Below are 21,733 nucleotides of genomic sequence, written 5' to 3' on the forward strand. Positions count from 1 at the left end.
GCCCCGTACCCCTGCGCCTCAACGCCGGCGAGGCTGGAGTTGCCAGGCAACTTCAGGCCGTAGGGGGAGTTTGAGGACACCGCGCGGAGCGCGGTACGGGGTCCGGGGCCTGCCCCGCTATGCGGCGGAGCCGCACATCGGTACAGCGGGAAGGGGCGGGGAGGGGAACAAGCCCGCGCGGGCGCCGCGCCCCCGCTACAGCATCGACAGATCCACCGCGCGCCCCATCCGCGCATACCCCGCGTCGCTCGGATGCAGATGGTCCCCGGAGTCGTACAGCGGCAGCAGCCTCCCCGGTGCGTACGGATCGCGCAGCGCCCGGTCGAAGTCGACGACCGCGTCGAAGATGCCGCCCGTACGGATCGCCGTGTTGATCTTCAGGCGTTCGGCGTCGGCCGCGGCCGTGCAGCGGTGGTGGCCGCCGCAGGGCGCCAGCGTGGAGCCGATCACGCGCCAGCCACGCGCGTGGGCGCGGTCGGCCAGCTCGGTCAGGCCCGCGGTCACGTTGACGGCGGTCGGGGCGTGGGGGGCGCGCAGTACGTCGTTGATGCCGATGGCGACGATCACGGTACGGGCGCCGGACCGGCCCAGCACGTCGCGGTCGAAGCGTTCCAGGGTGCTGGGGCCGCGCCCGTACTCGAGGAGCCGGTTGCCGCTGATGCCCTGGTTGAGGACGCCGTAGCGGCCGCCGAGCCGGTCGGCGAGCACGTCGGGCCAGCGGTTGTCGTGGTCCGGGGTCGCGGTGATGCCGTCGGTGATCGAGTCGCCGACGGTGACGATCGCGCCGCGTGCCTGGGCGGTCAGCACATCGACGGCGGTGATGTGGTGCCAGGAGCGGATCTGCGTCGTGAACGCCTCGCCGCTCTCGTCCTGCGCGAGGTCGCCGTCCGCCAGGTACGACGTCTGGACGGCGTGCGGGTGCGTGGTGACCGGGCCGCCGGGCGCCGGGGTGTGGACCGAGATCAGCAGGTCGCCGTCGTAGGGGATCCGCAGCACGACGGGGTCGCTGACGACCTGCCCGCCCGGTTCGACGGTCGCCTCGTGCGCCCCGCCGAAGGTGATCCGGCGCAGGGTGCCGGTCTCGGCGGCGGCCCCGTCACCGGCGCGCACCGCGAGGGACGCGCCGGTGATCAGCAGCGGCTGTGTGCCGTAGAGGTTGGAGAAGGTGACGCGGGCGGCGGTGCCGCCGATGCTGGTGTGGACGACGTTCCGTACGGAGCGGCCCGCGCGGCCGCTGGGCCCGCCGACGGCGGAGGTGGCCGGTGCGGCGGAGACGGGGCTCGCGGACCAGGTGCCGATCCACACCGGCGTCGCGGACGGGGGCGTACGGACGGCGGGCCCCTTCTTGACGGTGCCGACTCCGAGGTAGATACCACCGCATATGAGGGCGATCGTGGCCATGAGGGCAGCGAGGTTCACATACCCCTGACGCTTGTTCATGGACACATCATCCGGCATGGCACGGGAACTCGATGTGCCGCCCGGGAGTACCTGATGTAGGGACGAGTGGTAGGGACATTGCGTGCGGACGCAGCGCGGACGGGTGGAGCGGATGGAACGTACAGAACCGGATGAGCCGGGCGGCCCCGACCGGGCCGTGCGGGGCGGAGCCGTGGAAGGCGGCGGTAGGCCCGGCGGTGGTCCGGACGGTGGCGCCGGCGGGCCCGGCCGGCCGGAGGCCGGGGTCGCGCCGTCGACGGCGCTGCCCGCCTTCGCGTACACCGAGGCCGACGAGGAGAAGCGGCGCGGTGTGCGGCGGATGAAGATGACCGCCACTGGTCTGCTGCTGGGCGTCGCACTCGTCTTCGTCCTCGCCACCTGGGCGAAGAACGCGGGCCTCGGCGGTTGGGCCGGTTACGTCGCGGCCGCCGCGGAGGCCGGCATGGTCGGTGCGCTCGCCGACTGGTTCGCCGTCACGGCCCTCTTCCGCCACCCGCTCGGCATCCCGATCCCGCACACCGCGATCATCCCGAACAAGAAGGACCAGCTCGGCGCCTCCCTCGGCTCGTTCGTCGGCGAGAACTTCCTCTCCGCCGACGTCGTACGCGTCCGGCTGCGGGCCGTCGGCATCGGCAGCCGGCTCGGCGCGTGGCTCGCCCAGCCGGCCCACGCCGACCGCGTCACCGCCGAGCTGTCCACCGCCCTGCGCGGCGCGCTGACCGTGCTGCGCGACTCCGACGTGCAAGCGGTCGTCGGCGAGGCGATCACCCGCCGCGCGGAGGCCGTCGAGATCGCGCCCGGCATAGGGAAGACACTCCAGAAGGTCGTCGCCGACGGTGCGCACCACCGTGCCGTCGACCTGATCTGCACCCGCGCGCACGACTGGCTGATCTTCCACTCCGACTCGGTGATGGACGCGGTCGAGGGCGGCGCCCCCGGCTGGACCCCGCGCTTCGTGGACAAGAAGATCGGCGAGCGCGTCTACAAGGAGCTGCTGCGCTTCGTCACCGAGATGCGCGACATGCCCGGCCATCCCGCGCGCGGGGCGATCGACCGGTTCCTCGGGGACTTCGCCGCCGACCTCCAGTCGGACACGGACACCCGTGCGCGCGTCGAGCGCTTGAAGTCGGAGCTGCTGGCCCGCTCGGAGGTTCAGGACGTGATCGCGTCGGTCTGGTCCTCCGTACGCGCGATGATCATCTCGGCGGCCGAGGACGACCGCAGCGAGCTGCGCCTGCGGGCCCGCGCGTCGCTGCTGTCCCTGGGCTCGCGCCTGGCGACGGACAGCCGGCTCCAGGCGAAGGTGGACGGCTGGGTGGAGGACGCCGCGGTGTACGTCGTGACCACCTACCGCGGCGAGATCACGTCGCTCATCTCGGACACCGTCGCCAGCTGGGACGCGGAGCACACCTCCCGGAAGATCGAGGCGCACATCGGCCGCGACCTGCAGTTCATCCGGATCAACGGCACGGTGGTCGGCGCCCTGGCCGGTCTGCTCATCTACACCGTGGCGCATGCGCTGGGCGCGTGACCGGTCCCTGCCCGACGGTCACGCGCCCAACGCCTCATGGGGAGGTACGGATGAATACGTGCGGGGTGCGGCCGGCGTTCAGTGCGCGCCGCACCTTCTTCGGATCCCGTCCCGTCGCGCATGCGGGAGCCCGTCCCTTCACCCGTGTGGCAGCCCGTCCCTTCACCCGCGCGGGAGCTCGGGCCGGCTACGGCCCGGGCTCGTCCCCGTACCGGGTCAGCCGCTGCGCCGGGTGACCGTCCACGAGGCCAGCGCCACCCCGGCGGCCACCGTGAACACCGCGGGCCAGGCGCCGACCTTCTTGGCGAGCGGGTGCGACCCGGCGAACGCGGCGACGTACGCGGCGCTCAGCCCGGCCGCCGCCTTCGGCCCGGCGTCCTGATGCCACTGCCGGGCGGCCACGGCCCCCGCGGCGGCGAGGACGACGCCGCCGAGGGGACGCTTCCTGGTCCAGCGGGCGACTCCGTACCCGCCGACGAGTCCGCCTGCCGCCACCGCCGCTGCGGGAACCCTGGCCATTGCTGCCGCCTCTCGCGCTTTCGCTGTCGTCGTGCCGACGTGCTGCCTGTGCCGACGGGGGTGTCGGGGGGCCGTGCCGTCGTGCCGCTCCGCCGTCGTTCAGGTCGTTGGGTCGTGCCGTTCCGAGCCTAGAACGTCCTCGTCCTAGTGGAAGAGCTGGCCCCTGACCGCACCGTCGGGGAACTCCTCCGTGTGGATGTTGGAGTAGAAGCCCCACGGATTGTCACGGATCTCCTTGACCACTCCGGCCTGCTGGTCGTGCAGCCGGCCCGAGACGGCGAACAGGCCCTCCGGTACCGGCTTGTCGAAGAAGCCCAGCACCACGTCGCCGTTCTTGCCGAAGTCACCCTTGTGGATGTGGGCGGCGGCGGGCGCCTTGATGTCCGCCCAGGCGAGCGAGAAGTCGACGGTCGTTCCCTTGGGGTGCAGGAACGTCACCGCTTTGCCGTCCCGGTCGTTGACCTTCGTCGCGTCATTGTTGGCGACCTCCTGGGCGCCGTTGGCCAGGGCGCGCAGCTTGCCGCCCTTGATGATGTGGAGCGGATTGATGTTCTCGTGGAGCTGCTTCAGCTGGCCGCGCACGGCCCCGCCGGGGAACTCCTCGCTGTGCAGGTTCATGTAGAACCCGGAGGGATGCTCGGTCAGGCTCTTGGCGAGCGCCGCGTCGGTGAGGGTCGTGTGCCCTGCCGCCGAATGCAGCGACTCGGGCATCGCGGTGCCGAACAGCGGCACCTTCACATCGCCGTTCTGCCCCGCGGCGCCCTCGTGGATGTGGCCCTGGCTGGGTACGAATCCCTGCCACTGCATCGCGAAGACCACCCGGTCGCCCTTCACCTGCATCAGGGCGACCGCCTTCCCGTCCGGGTCGTTCACGGCCGCCCCGCTCGCGTCGGGCACCTCGTGCGCGCCGGTCATGACGACGGCGAAGGTGACGGCCTTGCCGTGGCTGGGCTTGGTGAACGTGGCAGCGGTGTGTGCGCTGCTTCGCCCGCCTCCGTGGCTGTCGTGCGCGACGGCTGGGACGACGCCGGCCACGGCCAGCACGAGGGCGGCGGCCGGCACGGCGAGAGTGCGCTTGTGCATTGCGGATGAACCTCTCATTCTGGGCCGACCGGTCGTGGTCGGTCGGGGTCTTGTACGCGTCGCCCGGGCGGCCCGTTCAAATGAGGAATCCGCTGAATCCGATTGAACAGCAGATCAGTTGAGGCCGTACCACCCGCCGTACGCACAGCTGTTCACACACCCGGAAGCCGAGGGACACCACCATGCGCAGCACCCGGAACCCTGGCCGCACCAAGGCCCTGATCGCAGCCCCGCTGATGGCGTTGGCGCTGCTCACCGTGACCGCGTGCGAGGACTCCGGCGGCTCGGGCTCGTCGTACGGAGCGGGTGCGGCCGGGAAGCCGGCGGACCAGCAGCAGGCCGAGTCCCCGGCGGGAGCCCCGGCGGAGGCGCCGGCGGAGGAGCAGCCCGCCGCGGACGGGTCCGCGGACGCGGCAGCGCCGAAGCAGCCGCCCGCCCCCTCCATCTCGATCAGGACCGCGGAGTCGGACCTCGGCACGATCCTCGTCGACGACCAGGGCCGCACGCTGTACGGATTCACCAAGGACAAGCCGGGCCAGGCCAACTGCGACTCCGACTGCATCGCGGTCTGGCCGGCGCTGATCTCCGCCAAGGACGTGACGGCCGGCGAGGGCACGGACGCGTCGCTGCTGAAGGAGATCAAGCTCGGCGCGGGCGCGGAGCAGGCGGTCTACGGCGACTGGCCGCTGTACTACTACGTGGGCGACGTGACGGCCGGCGACGTGAACGGCCAGGGGCTGGACGGCGAGTGGTTCGTGGTCGCGGCGGACGGCAAGCTCATCAAATCGGAGGCGTGACGGGCCCTCCGGGACCGGCCCCGGTCAGGTCTGGTCCGGCCCGTTGCCTACGGAAGCTGCGCGAGGAACTCCCGTACGGCCGCGGCGAACTTGGCCGGAGCCGTGTCGTGCACCGTGTGGCCCGTGGGGAGTGACACGAGCCGGGTGTTCTTGCGGCGGGCGGTCATGGCCGCCGCGTGCTCCGCGCCGAGCACATCGCTGTCGGTCCCGTGGACGAGCAGTTCGGGGCAGTCGCTCGCCGGCCAGTCGTCCCAGTGGTCGCCCCGGACATGTCCGGTTCCGCCGGCTGCTGCGCGACCATGGGGCAGCCGGCCAGCCGGGCACGGACCCGGCGGCCCAGCAGCTCGTACTCCTCCGCGCGACGCCGGGGCCGGCCCGCGGGCCTGGTGACGGTACGGCCGGCGGTGACCGTCTGGCCGAGCCGGAACTGGTCGCGGGTGAGGTCGATCTCGGTGCCGTCGGGCAGCCGGTTCCACCAGTGGAAGCCGTGCTGTTCACCGTCCAGGGTGCACCTCGCCGACGACGAGATCGCCGCCGAACAGATCGTGCACGACGAGGGCCGTTATGTCGCAGTGCCCCCACGCCGGGTTGTCGGCGCTCCACCCGGCGCGCTCCTCGTCGTCGGCGGAGCAGGTGTCGGCCGCCCAGGAGGCGCGCAGAGCGTTCTCGATGCCCGTCAGGGTGTGCGGTGCCATGCGCTGCAGGATGCCGTAGGCCACTGACAGCCCCCGGGGCAGGCGGTCCACCTGCTGAGCCGACGCGGCACCCTCAGCGTCGGGACCGGGTGTCGACCTGCACCAACGCATGGGTGCCGCTGGTGCGCCATGCCTCCCCGCTCGCCTCGAGAGCGGCCAGGACGTCGCGGTCCAGGCCGGTGATCACGTCCGACTTCAGGGTGCGCAACGCCGCGACCGGGCCCGGGAAGTACGCCGTCCGCTCCGCGAAAGGCGTTGTCGGGGACCACAGTTGGTCGCCGACGAGACGCCGGTAGTTCAGGTCGCCCTTCAGGACCGTCACGGTGGCGGCCGCGAACTGCTCCCGCAGATCGTCGGGCATCGCGCTGTACGGGAACGGAGCGCAGAAGAACTCGTGCGCGCGGACCGTCAGCCGCCCGGCGGCCGTCGCCGCCCACAGGCGCCGGCCGATCTCGGCGGCGTAACCGGCCGCGGGCGCGTGGGTGAGCCGGCGCAGGCTGTCGACGACGTCCGACATGGTCGCGTCCGAGATGTAATACGGGTGCGGCTTCACATGGAGGACCACGTCCGCGGCACGCTCCGAGTGCAGAAGGTGGTCGATGAGGACGAGGTCGGGGATGAGTTCCCGGCCCGCGTTGTCCGCGACGAGGTGCACGGTCGCCGCGCCGCCGGTCGGCAGGAGGGCCCACAGCGCCGCACTCTCGTCGGCCACCAGACCCGAGTCCCGGCCGGCGGCCGTCGACTCGTGGGCGCCGCCGGAGTCGATACGGAAGCCGAGATCGGCGCGATTGCCCCACAGGGAACCCAGGAGGAGCGCGGGCGCCTGGACGTCGGCGGGCCGCCCGGACAGTTCGTCGAGGGCGGCGAGCTCCTCGTCGACCAGCTTGCCGGCCAGTTCGGCGGCCTTGAAGGGACCGAAGGGATCGATGCCCTGCCAGGGGCCGGGAGTGAAGTAGCCGAGAGCGCCGAGGAGTTTGCGGTAGAAGAAGCTCTCGGCCCACAGGAACGGCACGTCGAACCAGGACCGGCCGAAGTGCTCCCGCCCCCACGCGGCCCACCGCTCACGGTCGTGCGCGTCCGCGTCGAGCGGCTCGATCACGCCCTCCGTGGCCTCGGCGAGCAGAGCGTCGAGGGCGGCGTGCTGCGCGGGCTCGAGGGGAAACGCGTCCCGCACCTGCTGGATGAGCACCGGGTGCCGTTCGGCCAGGACGGCCCAGGGGAACGAGCCGGGTTCGCTGCTCACGATCACTTCGGCCGGCATCAGGTCTCACGTACTCCTCGGTCGCTTCTCGGGCCACGGGCGGCATCGGTGCGGGCGCGCCGCCGTGGGCCGGTCCGGGGGCAGGCCCGTGACGCCCGGCGTCCGGCACCTCGCCGTATCGCGTCCCGGCACGGGCCGACCGTACCCGCCGGGCGCGCGGGACACCACGCGCTGCGCCTGCCCCGTGGCTCGAGTGTCAGCCAGGACTCCCGCGCCGGTCAGCCATGCGGACGGAGACCGGCGCGCGCCGTGCCAGACTTCCCTGATGGAGATCAGGACGGCGCAGAAGGGCGACTTCGAGGGCTACTTGGGCCTTGCGGCGCAGGTCGAGCACTGGTTCGGACCGATGGTCGACGACCCCGGCTTCCACCAGGCGGTGACCGAGCACATCGGCCGGTCGACCGCGCTCGTCGCCACCTCCGGGGGACCGGACCTGCTCGGCGGTCTCCTGTTCGGCCCGAGCCACCCGACCCACCACGTCCACTGGCTCGTGGTCTCGTCACAGGCTCGCGGCCGGGGCGTCGGCAAGGCGCTGATGGCCGATGCCGTGAGCCGGTTCGTGCGGAGCGGACCGGCCACCGTCGAGGTCGTCACCTTCGGCCCCGACCACCCCGGCGCGGTCACGAGCGGCGCCCGCGTCTTCTACGAACGCCTCGGATTCACCCCGGCCGAGGCCACGGAACCGGGCCCGGAGGGCGGCTCTCGGCAGATCTACCGGATGACCGTCGCCTGATCGCCTCCCGGCCCCCGTAAGCGTCGCGCTGGAGGACGTCGGCCGGTAGCACGACGGCCGGGGGCAGCGCCTGCCCGAGGGAGCCGCGCCACAGCTCGGGATCGGAGACGAAGAGCATGATCCCGCCGCCGATCATGAAGAACGACAAGTAGATGATCAGCGTGCGGCCGACCGTCTCGTGCCCCAGGTGCAGCGCCACGAACACGGCGATCAGGCCGAGGGCGAGGAGCAGTTTGTAGAAGCCGACGTTGAACCGCCACAGCCGCACCTCGGGCGCGTCCGCCGTGCTGCCGGAGCGTGTCGCGGTACGGAAGAGCACGCCGGGGAGCATGGCAGGCAGGACAGCGGCTCGAACAACCGGGGGCCGGTCGCGGTCGCGCCGGTTCGCTCCGCCCGAGGCAGTCCCGAAAGGAGGCCGCCCGCCTTCGCGTGAGAACGTATTTTGACAACCGATCGGAGATGGATGGGGGCGTGGGGGGCGTCGCGGCCTGCACTTGATCTCGCTCCGGCAAAGGACCGTTTCTGAGAACAGCACGGCGTCACCGTTACCACCCTCGGCTACTTGGCACGTCCTCGTGGCTTCCGAGGCCAGGGGCCGTCTCCTCAGAACCAAGAGGGCGTCACAGGCGGGGAGTGGAACATGGGCGCACAGGACGCACAGGACGTGCTGGACACGGCCGGCCGGCTGCGGGCGATCAGTGACGAGCTGGCGGACCGCTTCTACGAGCGGGCCGACGTGGTCCGGACGCTGGTGGGGACGCTGCTGGCGGGGCAGCACTCGTTGGTGCTCGGCCCGCCCGGAACGGCGAAGTCCGAGATGGCCCGGGAGCTCACGAGCAGGATCGACGGGGCGGCCTACTGGGAGATCCTCCTGTCGAAGTTCACCGCGCCGACGAGGATGTTCGGGCCCATCGACGTCGCCGCGCTGGCTCGGGGCGAGTACCGCCAGGTCTACGACGGCCGGGCCACGACCGCGCACGTCGCCTTCATCGACGAGATCTTCAAGTGCTCCACGGCGGCGCTGAACGAGACGTTGGGCTACCTCAACGAGCGGATCTACCACCCCGAGAGCGGCGGCGAGCCGATCCACTGCCCCCTGATCGGAGCCATCACGGCGAGCAACGAACTGCCCGGCGGAGAGGACACGGCCGCGATCTACGACCGGCTGCTGGTGCGGATCGAGGTCGGGTACCTGGCAGACCCGTCGAACTTCGCCGCGCTGGTCCGCTCCGCCGTCAGCCGCCCGGCCGCACCGACACGGACCTCGATCGAGCTGGCCGCGCTGCAGCACGCCGTGACCGATTCCGTCCCGGCCGTCGACGTCCCCGACATGATCGTGGACGCCATCTGCACGCTGCGCGCCGCGCTGCGCCGCAAGGAACTCGTCGCGTCCGACCGCCGCTGGCGGCAGGCGGTGCGCCTGCTCCAGGCGTCCGCGTACCTCGACGGCCGCCCGGCGGTCGCCGAGACCGACCTGTCGGTGCTGACCCACGTGCTGTGGGACTCTCCCGCCGAACGCCCGACCGTCGAGCGCGAGGTGCTGCAACTGGTCAACCCCGACGCGAAGGAGGCGCTCGACCTGGCCGACACCATCGAGGAACTGGAGGCCCAGCTCGACGCCATGGCCGGGCAGTCCCGAGAGGCACTGAGCGAGTGGGTCATCAAGAAGGCCCACAACAAGCTCGCCATGGCGGGGAAGCGGCTGGAGAAGCTGCGTGAGGAGGCGGCGAACGCCGGCCGCTCCACCGCGGCCATCGACCGGGTCACCGGCCGTCAGCGCGCCCTCCGCGCCCGCGTTCTCACCGAGGCCCTCGGTGTCGACGCGAGCATGGTGCAGGCCCAGCTCTAACCACGGGGAAACAGGACCATGGGTGAGACAGGGGCCCGGCCGGACGCGACATGGGGCGGGCCGCATGCGACAGGCGGCGGGCCGGACGAACTGGGTGAGACGGTGAGCCGGCTGGGCGGGGCGGCCGGCGAGTCGAGTGGGACGCCGGGCATGCCGGGCGGGGCGGCTGACGAGTCGGGTTGGACGCCGGGCATGCCGGGTGAGTCGGCGAGCGAGCTGGGTGAGAGGGCGAGCAAGCTGGGTGAGAGGGTGAGCAAGCCGCGCGAGGCATCGGCCGGGCTGGGCGAGTTGGCGAGCCTGGCCGGGAAGTGGCTGGGCCTGTCCGCCGCCGCTCCCGAGCGGCACACCGCGGCAGTGGTCGGGGACCGGTTCGACCGGATCACTTGGCGCGACACCTACGAGCAGTCGGCCGGACTGCGCGATCTGGCCGAGGAGCTCGGCCGGCACGACGGCCACACCACCGACCTCCTGACCGACGCGTTCCTGGCCGCCTACAAGGTCGCCCCGCGGTTGCGCGAGCGGGCCGAGATGGACCCGTCCCGGCTGGTCAACCACCAGGTCATCACCTCGCTCATGGAGTCACCGGAGTTCGCCGAGCTGCGCCGGGAGACGGCAGGCGACCCCTATGCCGCCGCCATGGCCGTGCTCGCCCAGGCCGCCGCGCTCCGACGGATGCTGGAGCGTTCCCGGGACGCCCAGGGGCGGGCCGACCAGTCGAAGAAGGCCCAGCAGGGCATCGAAGGAGCGGCGACCGCCGTGAGCGAGGCGCTCCAGCAGGCCGCCGACGCGGCCGACGAGGACGGCACCGTACCGGCCCGGGCCGCCGACGCCGTGCACCAGGCGATCGAGGCGGCCGAGGCCGCGGAGACCGCTGAGCGGCGGGCCGCCCGGGACGCCGCGCAGTTCCTCGCGGCGGCGACCCCCGGTATCCGCGCGGCCGCGCGGAACGCGGCGGCGAAGGCCGCCGAGGCCGTGCGGCAGGAAGCCGCGCTGATGCGGGCATGGGGCGTGGGTCCCGGCGAGCTGGAGCGGATGCCGTTCGACGAGCGTGCGCGGCTCGCGGAGCGGCTGCGCACCGGCCGTCTCGCGCAGTGGGCCGAACTGATCGGCCGCTTCCGGCAGATGGCCGACGGTGAGCGTGCCCGCAAGGTGGAGAACGCCGCCGGGGAACTGGTCGGCGTCACACTCGGCAACGACCTCTCCCGCGTCATCCCTTCCGAACTGGCCAACCTCGGCCTGCCTGAGCTGCGTGCGGTGTTCGCCGCGCGCTACGCCGCCGGGGAGCTGATGCTCTACGACAGCCAGGGAGAGCAGAGCACCGGCAGGGGCGCGATCATCGCGTGCGTGGACACCTCGCACTCCATGTACGTGGAAGGGCCCGGCGGAGTCACCCGGGAGGCGTGGGCCAAGGCGTGCGCCCTGGCGCTGCTGGATCAGGCCCGCCACGCGGGGCGCGACTTCGTCGGCATCCTGTTCTCCTCCGCCGACAAGGTCCAGGTCTTCCGCTTCCCGGCCGACCGGCCTGCCGACATCTACGGGGTCCTCGACTTCGCGGAGACCTTCCTCGGCGGCGGCACCAGTTACCAGGCGCCGCTGACAGTGGCGAAGGACCTGCTGGGGGAGGAGTTCAACGACGCCGCACGCACGCGCGGCGACATCGTTATGATCACCGACGACGAATGCGGCGTCACCGAGGAATGGATGCGCTGCTGGAACGACGCCAAGCACCTACTGGGCTTCCGGGTCTTCGGCATGGCGATCGGCGCCCCGCGCGCCGCCGAAGTCGGATCGGTGCTGGAGGCGCTGTGCGACAACCTCCGCACCATCGACGACCTGACGGACGTCCACGCGGCGGCGGATCTGTTCCGGGTGATCTGAATCGGGCTCTTCTACCGCAACCGCGACGCGGGAGAGGAGCCGCTCCATGGCGCAGAAGCAGGCGACGACCGTGGAGGCGCTGAGCGCCACTCAGCTCCCCGAAGCACCGAGCCGCATGCGCTGCGGGAAGTCTGCTCCGGGGCGCCGTTACCGACCAGCCGGTTCGGTGAATCACGCGAAAGAGGAGGCATGGGAGCCGGGGCGGCGGCCCTGCCTGGCGCCGCTTCGATCGAAGTCCTGCTCGTGATCCGCGTCGTGGTCCTGGTGGCGGCTGAGACCGGCCAACGCCGTCGGTCAGCCGAGCCGGCGGTCGAGAGCGCCCGCACGAAGTTTCCCGGAGCCGGCTGCAGAAATAGCTCTCGGCCCACTGGAACGGCACGTCGAACCAGGACCGCCCAAAGTGCCCCTGTCCATGCGCCAGCGCTCGCCGTGCGCATCCTCGGCGAGCGGCTCGATCATTCCCTCGGAGGTCTCCTCGAGGAGCGCGTCGAGCGTCGCGTGCTGCGCTGGTCTGCAGGCAACGCGTCACACACCTGCCCGATCAGCGCTGGCTATCGCTTGGGCAGCACTCCCCAGGCGAACGACCCGGGCTCGTTGCTTGGGCATCGGGCGTCACGTACTCCACCACCCTGCTGTGTGAGGGCGCGGGGGTGTTCACGGCAACGGCCACCACACCGAAGCAGGCCGGCCTGCTGTACGTCCAGTCACGCGCCACCTGGAGCATCAGGACAACGGGAAGAGTGCGAAAGCTCTAGGACGGCAGATGGGCGTCGGCCTGCTGGACGACCACCTCACTGATTCCAGGGCACGGTGGGCACCAGGCGCGAGCGGGACGCCGAGGTCCGTGTGTTTGGTCATGGCACAGGCTGGGCCGAGCGGGGAGCCACGAGTCGAGCCCGTTCATAGAGTTCGCGTGCGTATCGGTTCTGGATGTGGGGCCGAATGGCGGACATCATGGCCCGGTACCGATCGTCGCAGCGGCCGGACTGTACGTGCGCGTAATCGTCGAGCATCCGGTGCCAGTCACCGCAAGCTTCCTCCAGCCGACCCAGCCGCAGTTTCCGCTCGGCGAGCGTGGCGCCGTGGCGGACGCGGGCCCGGCGGTAGACAGGTTCGCGCATCCGGTTCGACTCCTCCAACGACTCCACGGACCCGGCGACGTCACCGAGCTCGTACCGGACCTGCCCTATGTGGTAGTTCAGGGCCGCCGGATCGTATGAGCCGAATGCCTTGGCGCGCGACTCGGCGCGGTCCATCGCGGCCTCAGCCTCGTGGATCCGCCGCAGCGCGACGACCCGATCGCCGGTCCGGGCAGCCGCATGAGCCTGCTGGCCGGCGAGGAACGCCAGCATACGGGGACCGGCTTGAGGGGCTGCAGCAGCAGCGGCGTCGGCTAGTTCGAGTGCCTTGGCGCCGTGTCCCAGATCCACAGCCTGCACGCTCATGCCGCGAAGCGTCGTGCAGTATGTGAGATGGTCACCCGCGCCCCCCGCCAGCTCCAATGCCTTCGTGTAGTACCGCTGCGCGAGCCCGTCGGATCGCTCGTCCATGGCCATGTAACCCGTGAGATAGCAGTGATCGGCGGCGGCCGAAAGCATGGCCCTGCGAATGGGCTCCGGGCCGTCAGCCTTAAGGTACGGAGCGATGGTATTGACGAGGAACGCTGCCGCCATGGGGCGTGCGTGTCGCCCGCCGAACATGTCGTCGATCTCGCTGATCCGCTCGGACGTGGTGATGACGGCGTCGATCTCCCCCTGGCCGATCCGCAGGTGCAGATTGCGTCTATGAGCGTCGAAGCGGCCGACGAGATCGGTAAACCCTGGAATCAGTGCCGCGACGGAGTAGAGGCCGGCGCTGCCGAGTACCGCTCTGCGGGATGGGTCCATGTCCACGCTCCCCAGTTCGACCAGTCCTGTCACCGTATCCAGGTCCCGTAGCGCGAAGTCCTCAGCGGGGGTGAACCCGAGATCCTTCGCCGACACCGGCCGCGACAGCCGTCGTGAGAACGCCTCTACGACGGCGGGCTGCACCCGCCTGCGCGGCATGGTGCCGGTCAGCCAGTGACACACGGCCGAGTCGTCATACCTCAGGAACAACCCCAGCTCCGCCCCAGCCCTGTTGATTGCGCGAGCGGTCTCGCCGTTCGTCCAACGGGCTTCGGCGATGAGGGCTGCGAGTGCACGGTTCGGTGTACGGGCGCTCATGAAGTGACCTTCCCCGGAATTCAGGACTTTCAACTCGCCGCCGAGCAAGGGCCATACCCACCCGCTGTGCCGGTCGGTTCACTGAACGTTAGCGCGCCCGGGTGTCGGGTGGCACAAGCAGAGCGAGACGGAGCGGCTGGTGGACATGAACGCATGTCGGAGCGAAGTACTGCGGAAGGGCTGGGAGTTGCCATTCCTGGCCGAGGCGCGGGAACTGTCCGCCCTGCGGCGCGTTCTGGGGTTGCACCTGCGCCAGTGGGGCCTGCCGCACCTCACTGATGCGGCCCAGATCTGCGTCACGGAGCTGGTTGCCAACGTGATCTGTCACGTCGGGGACCTGACACCCACCACGTTGACGGTCTCGATGAACGGCACTTTCCTGCGTCTAGAAGTCCAGGACCCGGACGCCCGCTCCCTGCCGACGCTGATCTCGGCGCACGTCGATGACGAGGCCCGCCGGGGTATGGCCCTGGTCGATGCCACGGCCGACCACTGGGGCGTGATCCTCCGCGCAGACAGCAAGATCACGTGGTGCGAGCTGTCCACCGGACTTACGGCCCCCGACGGCCATGTCAGCGACCCGGGCGTCACCCGTGCCGAGATCCTGATCGGCCTCTACTGCACTGTCCACCACCCCTCAGGTTCAGGCCGCAGCAGCTTGAGCGTCGCTAGGGCACAGGAGTCGGCGATCGACGTGATCACCGACATCTTGCTCTGGCTACGCGCCCACGGTTGCGACCCGGACGAGGCGCTGGACCGGGCACAGGTGCTGTCGGAGATTGAATAGCCGTCGCGCGTGGGTTCAGCATCGCTGCCCCGAGATTCGATCGATCCCTGGGCTATTGGCAATGTTCATGAAGTAGCGTCTGGTCATGGACATGAGAGACCTGCTCCTGCGAGTGGCTGAGCTGTACGACGCCGGCGCCGGTACCGAGGGACATGTACCTGGCCAGCAGTTGCTGCGTAGCGTGCAAAAGCGCAAGGATTTGACCCTGCCTGACGGCTACATAGCGAAGGCGAGGGGTGGTCAAGGAACAGCGGCTGCAACGCCCTGGATCGGAGTGTTCGATCCCCGTATCACTGAAGATCCCAAGCAGGGCTTGTACTTGGCGTACATCTTCAGTGCCGATCTGCGGACCGTGACACTCACGCTCCAGCAGGGTTCGACGAACCTCGAGCGGAAACTTGGCAGGGGGATCGCTCTGCGGCAACACCTCGCCCGTCGGGCCGCTGGAATTCGTCAACAGATGCCTGGGGACAGTCTGCAGGGGTGGCAGAGGCAGCCTGATTTTCGAGATCGTGGAGCGAGGGCGCAGGCTTACGAAAAAGGGAGTATCGTCGCGCGCGCTTATCAAGTGGCCAGCCTTCCTCCGGAAGTGAAAATTCAGGCCGATCTTCTACGGGCGACTCGGTTGCTTCAGGATGCGGCGGCAGCTGAGAAAGTGTGGATGATCGATGAGGGTAAGAGCACCACCCAGGTTGGTTATGAAGGCGTGGGTCATGCTGTGGAAGATCCGCTAGGTGGGTTCCATCCGAAAAATAGCAGTGAATACCTGGCGAATATTCCAGCCAGGCAGCAAGTCAAGAATCGCGACCATGAACGTTTGATCGCCCAGTTTGGGCCATATGTGCTAGAGCGGGGATATAAGCCGATCACTGACCTAGTGCATCCCAGGGACTTGGTGCTACGCGAGAGGGTTCCTCGCTCGATGGATTCGGGCGCTCCTGAGTGGCTTGTCGAGGTGAAGGTTATTCGTGCAGGGAATCCAACCTCGGCAGTGCGTGAAGTTATGGGCCAGTTGCACGAGTATAGCTATTTCCTCTATGGCGAGAAGAGCTTGCCTCGGCCCCATCTCATAGGTCTCTTCACGGAAGATATAGGAGTCTACTCGCACTACCTGGAGGGACACGGCATCGCGTCCATCTGGAAGGCGAGTGGTGGCTGGAGCGGGTCAGCCCTCGCTGCAGAGTGGAATATGGTTGGTTGATCCGATGCCCGGATTGTGCTGGCAATGCCCAGGGTCGAGCACGCTAACCGATGGTGACGATCGGGTTCTTGAGTGCAGAATTTATGGCGCGGAAGCGCACAAGACCTGAGCCAGGCGGGATAGCGGAAGCGGGGGCTACGAGCGAGAAGACCATAGCGACCTTCCCGGGGTGCAGGGTCCCCCGTGTTGTGATTGCTGTGCCAGGATCTTCTTCGATCACCGGGTATAGAAGCACGGCGCCGCGGCGTGGTTTCGTGAAGTGCTCGGTGACGGGATCAGCGGTCGGGGGCAGCGCGCCCGCTATGCGCCGTGCCGTTGCTCGATGCTTTGGGTCACTGATACTTCCGAAGAGTTCGACCCTGCGGCGCTGGCGGTGTGAAATGGCGAGAGGTTGACTGTCGCTGATCCGTGCTTCGAGGCGGCGTCCTGAGGTGTGCTGAGGTGCGATAAGGAGCCAGTCGTCAATCAGGTGAGGGTGGCGACTCAGATCCTGCAGGTACTCCAAGTGAGGTTGGAAGGCAGAGGGGTTCCACCACTTTAGTTTGGTCAGCACTCCCATGAGGTCGCTGTGACTGATGGAGGCGGTGAGTGCAGACAAGCGGTACGTTCGACCATGATCTGCGTGATGGTAAGTGAACTCGTCTCGATCCCCTCCCATGCTCTTCACCAGCGGCATCCATAGCTCAGTATTGTGCTGGAGGTCAATGCTGTGGGTCGGGTGTGCCGTGGGTTCAACTATCTGGCCAGGGGTTCTCATTTCGACCAGTTCGGCGTTGAACATCTTATTTCGCGCCGATGGTTTGATCCAAGGTAGGTGTTGAGCTACGAGAGGCGGGATCTGCCATGGAGTGACCTGCGGCTTCCCATCAACGAGTTGGGCGTATTGGGAAAGTTGGGAGCGGAACGCTTCCTCATCCCGGCAAATGGCCTCGAACACTTCGTAGAGATCCAGAGCCTGGCCCTTGCCATGGGGCTCCTCCCGCCCGATGTAGAGCCTGACCAAGTCGCGGTAGCCCGGGCGGAACCCGAACCAGCGGCCCATCTGCATCAGGGTGTCGGCCTGCTGGGTGGTGCGGCGGTAGTACGTCGTTGTCAGGCCTTCGATGGTGAAGCCTCGGGAGAGCTTGGTGCCGCCCACGAGGATCTTCCAGACATGCGGCGTGCGGTCGAAGTCGAGATCGAGCTGCTCGAAGTACTTGTCGGAGTTCCCGTTGACGATGACTACGGGGTTGCCGCCTGAGCCAATGCGCTGGCGTGCTCGGCTTACGTAGGGACGCAGCGCTGTGTACGAGGCGGGGACGGGCAGGCCTTCAGCGCGGGCCTCGCAAACGGGAGCGAAGTCCGTCTCCCATAGTGCTTCGAGGCGCTCGTGGCCGGCGGTGGATGCGTATCCCGCCTGGTGCCACATGGTGTTGATGCGCAGGGCGAGGTCCGCGTGGTCATCGACCTTCACGGATTCGTGGACCAGCATCGTGTGGTGGCGGAACGGACCGTCGGGGACACCATGGTCGGCGCGGAACAGCTTCAGTGCGCCGGACAGCACGAACGAGTCCATGGCGTCCAGGAGGCGGTCGTCCATGTCTGGCCCGACCCCGCGGACGTGGGCCTTCTCCTGCGAGTTGGCGTAGGTGCGCTCCTCGTGAGGAATGGCGGTGTCCAGGTCGTGGAAGTCCTGAACGCCCATGTACCCGGCAGGGCGTGGAAGCGAGATCAGGAAGTCAGAGGGGAAGATGTCCTCGGAGTCGCCTGGGTCGACAAAGATGTTGGCGAACGGCGTCGCTGTGTAGCCCACATACTGTGCGCGCGGGAGAAGCGTGAGGAGCTGCGATATCAGGGCATTGATAGCCGTGCGTTCGGTGCGGCCCTGTTCCCACTTCTTGGGATTGGACGTGTTGACAGAGGCCTGGTCGGATTCATCGTCGATGATCAGGACCGGCAGCTCGCCGAGAAGGCCGTGGATCTGCTTGAGGTCCTTCACCAGCTTGGTGAGAACCGACTTGTTCTTCTTCACCACGACCATGCGGGCTGCCGTGCGGTGGAGGTTCGCGGGGTCGTGGAGTGGCCGGGTCGGCTCGCGCTTGTCGTACTCGAGTGCCCGGATGCCCTGAGCGAGGCTCTTGTAGTCGTTGTCCCGGGTGGTGAGCCGTTCGATGTCGAAGGCTCCGAGCGTGGACGGGCGCCCACCGTGGCGTATGAAGTCCGGCCAGTCGTTGTCGTCGTCGCCGACGTAGTCGATGCCCACAAGGGAGTCGACATCGCCCGGATCGGCGCCCCGGAGGATGTTCTCCTGGCCGATCAGCTCCATATCGAGACGCCTCTGCGTCTGCGCACGCAGCAGGTTGAGGGTTCCCGCGAGAACGATCACCAGCCGGTATCCCGCGTCGATGGCCTTGGCTGTCACGCCGGTGAAGTTGGCCGTCTTTCCCGACTGGACGTAACCGACGACAAGCCCTTTGGTCTGGCGGGCTTCCGGCTGCTCCGGGTCCGCGAGGCGCTCGACTACTGCCCGGCTAGCCTCGTCCAGACTCGCGATGGCCGCGTCGGACCAGCCCTTGTCCTGGAGCTTGCGCTCGTAGGAAGACCAGTAGAAGGCGCGTGCCGCCGCCTTCTCGGGCGTGTACCAGGGGGTGAACTCCCGTGTGATCACAGTGGCCGGCGGGATCGCCGGCACCGGTACGACGTCATCCAGCGCCTTGCGGAGGTCCGTGCTGAGCCTGAGCAGCTCGTATGCGGCCGCTCGGCGCTCCTCGGTGCGCGGCGCCGCGTCCGGAGCCCAGTCCGGAGCCTCAGCGAAGTCCCAGGCGGTGAGGGTGCGGCTCCAGAGAGACTTGAGCGCTTCGGCGCCGGTATCTGAGCCCATCAGCCGGGCCCGGAAGGTTTCCTCGGTCAGGTCCGCGTCCGGAGCGTCCTCGTCAGCGACGAATGCCGCCCACTTTCCGAACGGCCGAGGACCGTCCTGCATCGCCGCCAGCGCGGAGGTGTGGATCTTCAGGAGCGTGTCTGACACGGGAATCCTTGTGATGAGTCGAGCGTCGGAGCGGTGATGACGAGGGAAGGCGAGCGGGTCAGTCCATACCGCGTTCGCGGCGTTCTCGCTGGGTTCTGACAGACGTGAGCAGGATGGTGTTCCAGTAATCGATACGGTCCTGCCGGCCCCGTTCCCAGCGACCCAGACCGAAGCAGTCCTCCAGAAGGAGGTACAGCAGAGTCTTGGTGACGGGCGCGTCGTTGGCGCCACCGCGTCTGCCATCGTTGAAGTCCTCGCGGAAGGACTTGTTGAGCAGCACGGTGTTGGTATCGCGGTTGAGCTCGAAGAAGCGGTCCGCGGGCAGCGGCACCCAGGAGAAGGCGATGGGGTCTTCGCCGGGTTTCTGGGGCAGTTCTTCGGTGATGACCCGCTTGATCTTGGGGTCGATGCCCTTGCCGGGTGCGGTCACCGGTTTCCGGACGATCTCTGAACGCTTAGCGCCGTCCCGGTACGTCGCTTCGGCGTCTGCCAGGTATGCGGGAAACGAGTGGCCAGCGGCGTCGACGGCCCTCTCCACGCCGACGGTGAAGGAGGGAGTCACCGTGACTCCCTCCTTCTTCACGTCCAGACTGAACACCGGGTTTGGGTGGGAGGGGAGGTCGACCTCGATCCGAGCGAGTGCGAGATGGCCTTCGGGGGTGCGCAGGTTGTTCCAGCCGCCCGCCTGCACGAGACGGTCGTTCCGGTAGAAGTAGAAGCCCTGCCGTTCGTTCAGCGAGCCGATCTGGCGGAAGCCCGCCTGCCGGGACTTGGCCGGCCAGATGTGGGCTGTCAGCTGGATATCGCCGACTCCTTCGACGGGGGCCCTGTACTTCTTGGGGTACTGCGCCCGTCCCGGAACCTTGTAACCGAAGGGGTCCAGAGCTTCCACCGCGATGTGGTCCAGCTCTTCGCCGAGCATTCCCTCGCCGGAGCTCACGTCCCACACCGCGATGTCGAGCGCTAGTCCGCGGGAGAGGAAGCGATGCAGGTAGAGGCCAAGGTGGGTCTCAAGCCGGGAAATCGCCCGCGACAGGTACTGATCGCTCTGCCCGGGAGTGACGGTACGGAACGCGCGCACGAGATCCCACCGGACCACCGTTCCCTGCCACTCGATGATGCCGTCATAACAGTCGACGAGGTCCTGTGCGTATGCGGGATCAACGGTGTCGCAGCGGAAATCGTCGGCTATGCCCTCGGCGGTCAACCGCCGTCCCGCCGCGCGGCTCCGCTTGGTGCGGCTGACGACGGTGAGTGAGTCGGCGTGAGAGAGGGAGGCGGCCTTCAGACCCGTGCCGTACATGCCGAGAGCGCGGTCGTCGTAGTCACGCCGGTGTCCCACGGTCATGGCCGCGTCCAGTGCCGAATCATCCATGCCGTGCCCGTTGTCGACGATCAGGAGGCTGAGGATGCGCTCCGTGTCGCGTAGGAAGTGCACGACGACCTTGTCAGCCCCGGCGTCGATCGAGTTGTCGATCAGGTCGGCGACGGCGACCTCGAACCCGTAGCCCTGATTGGTGAGTGCTTTGGCGTAACCCGCGTCTGGAGGCAGGTGCCTGCTGCCGGCGGTCGGAACCTCGTACTGCCAGGAGGCAGCGGAGTCATGGCTCATGGACTGGTTACTTCTCCCATGCACACAGGACTGGGCCCGTGTGGGGGAAGAGCGGCCCGTCAGCTCATCAGGTGAAATGCGAGATTATCGCAAGTCCTTTACAAGTGTCAGCGGCAGCTCCGTCTCAGCTTTGAGCGCGATGGGTGTTGCCTGCGGAGTGGCTGGATCGCTCACGGCCGTGAACGCCGCCCGGAGCCGCCCTGCCGCCCGCCTGGACCCGCCTGCGCCGCCCTTGGAACCGCGACCGGTCCACCCATCCTTCCCTGGTCGGTCGGCGTCCCGTCCCGTGTGAGTCGGCGGGTGAAAAGGCAGCGACCCCGTGATGTCCGCGCGGTGCCAGTTGTGTGCCGCCGTCCCGCGATACCGCGTGCACGACGCGTGCCCGGAACGGCTCGTCGGGCTTCGGCCGTTGCAAGGGCGGGTGAAACCGCCCTACGGCACCGCTAGTTGGGCCCAGAAGCCGTCGACGTAGGCTCCGGCCGTATGCATGTAGTTGCGGTGCTCGCGCTCGACGGAGTGTCGGCCTTCGATCTCGCCATTCCCTGCCAAGTGTTCACACTCGCCACCCACCCCGACGGTTCTCCCGCCTACGACGTGCGGGTCTGTGCCGATCGGGACGTCACGGCGAGTGCCGGGCCCGCGCAGCCGTTCCGGCTGTCGTCCCCGTACCGGTGGGACGACGTCCGGGACGCCGACACCGTCATCGTGCCCGGTGTTGCCGCCGAGGAGGAGCCCCACCCGCGGGTGCTCGGGTTGTTGAAGGACGTGGCCGCCGAGGGGAAGCGGATCGCCTCCATCTGCACCGGGGCCTTCGTGCTTGCCCGGGCCGGGTTGCTGGACGGGCGGCGGGTGACGACGCACTGGCGGTTCGCCGACGCGCTGGCCGGCCGGTTCCCCGGCACCCAGGTCGACCCTTCGGTGCTGTTCGTCGACGAAGGGCAGGTCCTGACGTCCGCCGGGATCGCCGCGGGCCTCGACCTGCGCCCGCACATGGTGCGCCGCGACCACGGCGCGGCGGTGGCCGCGGATGTCGCCCGCATGACGGTCATGGCGCCGCAGCGGACGGGCGGGCAGGCGCAGTTCATCGAGGAGGTGCTCGAGTACGAGCGCCGCGGGACCGTGTGGCGCGCCTGACC

At 68.9% G+C, this 21,733-nt stretch carries 19 protein-coding genes; 8 read left to right on the forward strand and 11 right to left on the reverse strand.

From position 1 onward, the window contains the following. Window positions 1–195: 195 nt before the first annotated feature. The gene (locus tag ACWGH4_RS10940; protein WP_453458479.1) at window positions 196–1,440 is read right to left on the reverse strand and encodes an SGNH/GDSL hydrolase family protein; all 1,245 of its coding nucleotides are present in this window, start codon (window positions 1,438–1,440) and stop codon (window positions 196–198) included. 112 nt (window positions 1,441–1,552) lie between these two features. On the opposite strand from ACWGH4_RS10940, the gene ACWGH4_RS10945 reads away from it, so the two are divergent. Continuing rightward, a complete protein-coding gene (locus ACWGH4_RS10945; protein ID WP_453458482.1) occupies window positions 1,553–2,971 on the forward strand; it encodes a DUF445 domain-containing protein in 1,419 nt (472 codons plus the stop codon). A 216-nt stretch (window positions 2,972–3,187) separates the two neighbouring features. Here the strand turns inward: ACWGH4_RS10945 and ACWGH4_RS10950 are convergent, their stop codons facing one another. Together ACWGH4_RS10950 and ACWGH4_RS10955 are read right to left on the reverse strand one after the other, a co-directional pair. Next, window positions 3,188–3,490 carry a hypothetical protein gene (locus tag ACWGH4_RS10950; RefSeq protein ID WP_453458485.1) on the reverse strand — a complete coding sequence of 101 codons (303 nt, stop codon included), beginning with the start codon at window positions 3,488–3,490 and terminating at the stop codon, window positions 3,188–3,190. Between the two features lie 144 nt (window positions 3,491–3,634). Next, window positions 3,635–4,573: a CHRD domain-containing protein gene (locus ACWGH4_RS10955; protein ID WP_453458487.1), complete on the reverse strand. Its 939-nt coding sequence runs from the start codon at window positions 4,571–4,573 to the stop codon at window positions 3,635–3,637. A gap of 182 nt (window positions 4,574–4,755) precedes the next feature. Here ACWGH4_RS10955 and ACWGH4_RS10960 point away from each other — a divergent pair, with 182 nt between their 5' ends. Then, window positions 4,756–5,370 (forward strand): COG4315 family predicted lipoprotein, encoded by a 615-nt coding sequence (locus ACWGH4_RS10960; RefSeq protein WP_453458490.1) that lies wholly within the window; start codon window positions 4,756–4,758, stop codon window positions 5,368–5,370. A 47-nt stretch (window positions 5,371–5,417) separates the two neighbouring features. Here ACWGH4_RS10960 and ACWGH4_RS10965 read toward each other — a convergent pair whose 3' ends face one another. The 4 genes from ACWGH4_RS10965 to ACWGH4_RS10980 all read right to left on the reverse strand — a co-directional run bounded on the left by ACWGH4_RS10965 (window position 5,418) and on the right by ACWGH4_RS10980 (window position 7,326). Next, complete coding sequence (locus ACWGH4_RS10965) at window positions 5,418–5,564, reverse strand: alpha/beta fold hydrolase (RefSeq protein ID WP_453458492.1); 147 nt, start codon at window positions 5,562–5,564, stop codon at window positions 5,418–5,420. Next, window positions 5,534–5,914, reverse strand: a complete 381-nt coding sequence (locus ACWGH4_RS10970; protein WP_453458527.1) for a YunG family protein — start codon at window positions 5,912–5,914, stop codon at window positions 5,534–5,536. Before ACWGH4_RS10970 ends, ACWGH4_RS10965 begins: the two co-directional genes overlap by 31 nt. Further along, entirely contained in the window at window positions 5,865–6,065 is a 201-nt protein-coding gene (locus tag ACWGH4_RS10975; protein ID WP_453458495.1) for a YunG family protein, read from the reverse strand. The genes ACWGH4_RS10970 and ACWGH4_RS10975 overlap by 50 nt, the downstream gene beginning before the upstream one ends. Before the next feature lie 73 nt (window positions 6,066–6,138). Then, window positions 6,139–7,326, reverse strand: a complete 1,188-nt coding sequence (locus ACWGH4_RS10980; RefSeq protein ID WP_453458498.1) for a damage-control phosphatase ARMT1 family protein — start codon at window positions 7,324–7,326, stop codon at window positions 6,139–6,141. A gap of 265 nt (window positions 7,327–7,591) precedes the next feature. Between ACWGH4_RS10980 and ACWGH4_RS10985 the strand changes: the two genes are divergently transcribed. Further along, complete coding sequence (locus ACWGH4_RS10985; protein WP_453458501.1) at window positions 7,592–8,059, forward strand: GNAT family N-acetyltransferase; 468 nt, start codon at window positions 7,592–7,594, stop codon at window positions 8,057–8,059. Here ACWGH4_RS10985 and ACWGH4_RS10990 read toward each other — a convergent pair. Beyond that, window positions 7,986–8,378 (reverse strand): DUF1304 family protein, encoded by a 393-nt coding sequence (locus ACWGH4_RS10990; RefSeq protein ID WP_453458504.1) that lies wholly within the window; start codon window positions 8,376–8,378, stop codon window positions 7,986–7,988. The genes ACWGH4_RS10985 and ACWGH4_RS10990 overlap by 74 nt on opposite strands. Before the next feature lie 321 nt (window positions 8,379–8,699). Between ACWGH4_RS10990 and ACWGH4_RS10995 the strand changes: the two genes are divergently transcribed. Further along, on the forward strand, window positions 8,700–9,908 hold the full coding sequence (locus tag ACWGH4_RS10995) for an AAA family ATPase (RefSeq protein ID WP_453458507.1): 1,209 nt from the start codon (window positions 8,700–8,702) through the stop codon (window positions 9,906–9,908). Window positions 9,909–9,926: 18 nt separating this feature from the next. Beyond that, window positions 9,927–11,786: a VWA domain-containing protein gene (locus ACWGH4_RS11000; protein WP_453458510.1), complete on the forward strand. Its 1,860-nt coding sequence runs from the start codon at window positions 9,927–9,929 to the stop codon at window positions 11,784–11,786. Window positions 11,787–12,640: 854 nt separating this feature from the next. On the opposite strand, the gene ACWGH4_RS11005 is transcribed toward ACWGH4_RS11000, so the two are convergent. After that, the gene (locus ACWGH4_RS11005; protein ID WP_453458513.1) at window positions 12,641–13,990 is read right to left on the reverse strand and encodes a tetratricopeptide repeat protein; all 1,350 of its coding nucleotides are present in this window, start codon (window positions 13,988–13,990) and stop codon (window positions 12,641–12,643) included. Window positions 13,991–14,135: 145 nt separating this feature from the next. Here ACWGH4_RS11005 and ACWGH4_RS11010 point away from each other — a divergent pair, with 145 nt between their 5' ends. Together ACWGH4_RS11010 and ACWGH4_RS11015 are read left to right on the forward strand one after the other, a co-directional pair. After that, window positions 14,136–14,777: an ATP-binding protein gene (locus ACWGH4_RS11010; RefSeq protein WP_453458529.1), complete on the forward strand. Its 642-nt coding sequence runs from the start codon at window positions 14,136–14,138 to the stop codon at window positions 14,775–14,777. A gap of 85 nt (window positions 14,778–14,862) precedes the next feature. Beyond that, the gene (locus ACWGH4_RS11015) at window positions 14,863–15,978 is read left to right on the forward strand and encodes an MrcB family domain-containing protein (RefSeq protein WP_453458515.1); all 1,116 of its coding nucleotides are present in this window, start codon (window positions 14,863–14,865) and stop codon (window positions 15,976–15,978) included. 43 nt (window positions 15,979–16,021) lie between these two features. Here the strand turns inward: ACWGH4_RS11015 and ACWGH4_RS11020 are convergent, their stop codons facing one another. Both ACWGH4_RS11020 and ACWGH4_RS11025 read right to left on the reverse strand, forming a co-directional pair. Next, window positions 16,022–18,985 carry a Z1 domain-containing protein gene (locus tag ACWGH4_RS11020; RefSeq protein WP_453458518.1) on the reverse strand — a complete coding sequence of 988 codons (2,964 nt, stop codon included), beginning with the start codon at window positions 18,983–18,985 and terminating at the stop codon, window positions 16,022–16,024. A 58-nt stretch (window positions 18,986–19,043) separates the two neighbouring features. Continuing rightward, window positions 19,044–20,597 (reverse strand): ATP-binding protein, encoded by a 1,554-nt coding sequence (locus ACWGH4_RS11025; protein ID WP_453458521.1) that lies wholly within the window; start codon window positions 20,595–20,597, stop codon window positions 19,044–19,046. A 483-nt stretch (window positions 20,598–21,080) separates the two neighbouring features. Between ACWGH4_RS11025 and ACWGH4_RS11030 the strand changes: the two genes are divergently transcribed. Continuing rightward, window positions 21,081–21,731 (forward strand): GlxA family transcriptional regulator, encoded by a 651-nt coding sequence (locus tag ACWGH4_RS11030; protein WP_453458524.1) that lies wholly within the window; start codon window positions 21,081–21,083, stop codon window positions 21,729–21,731. The last annotated feature ends 2 nt before the right edge of the window (window positions 21,732–21,733 follow it).

The organism is Streptomyces sp. NPDC054847, assembly GCF_053610925.1.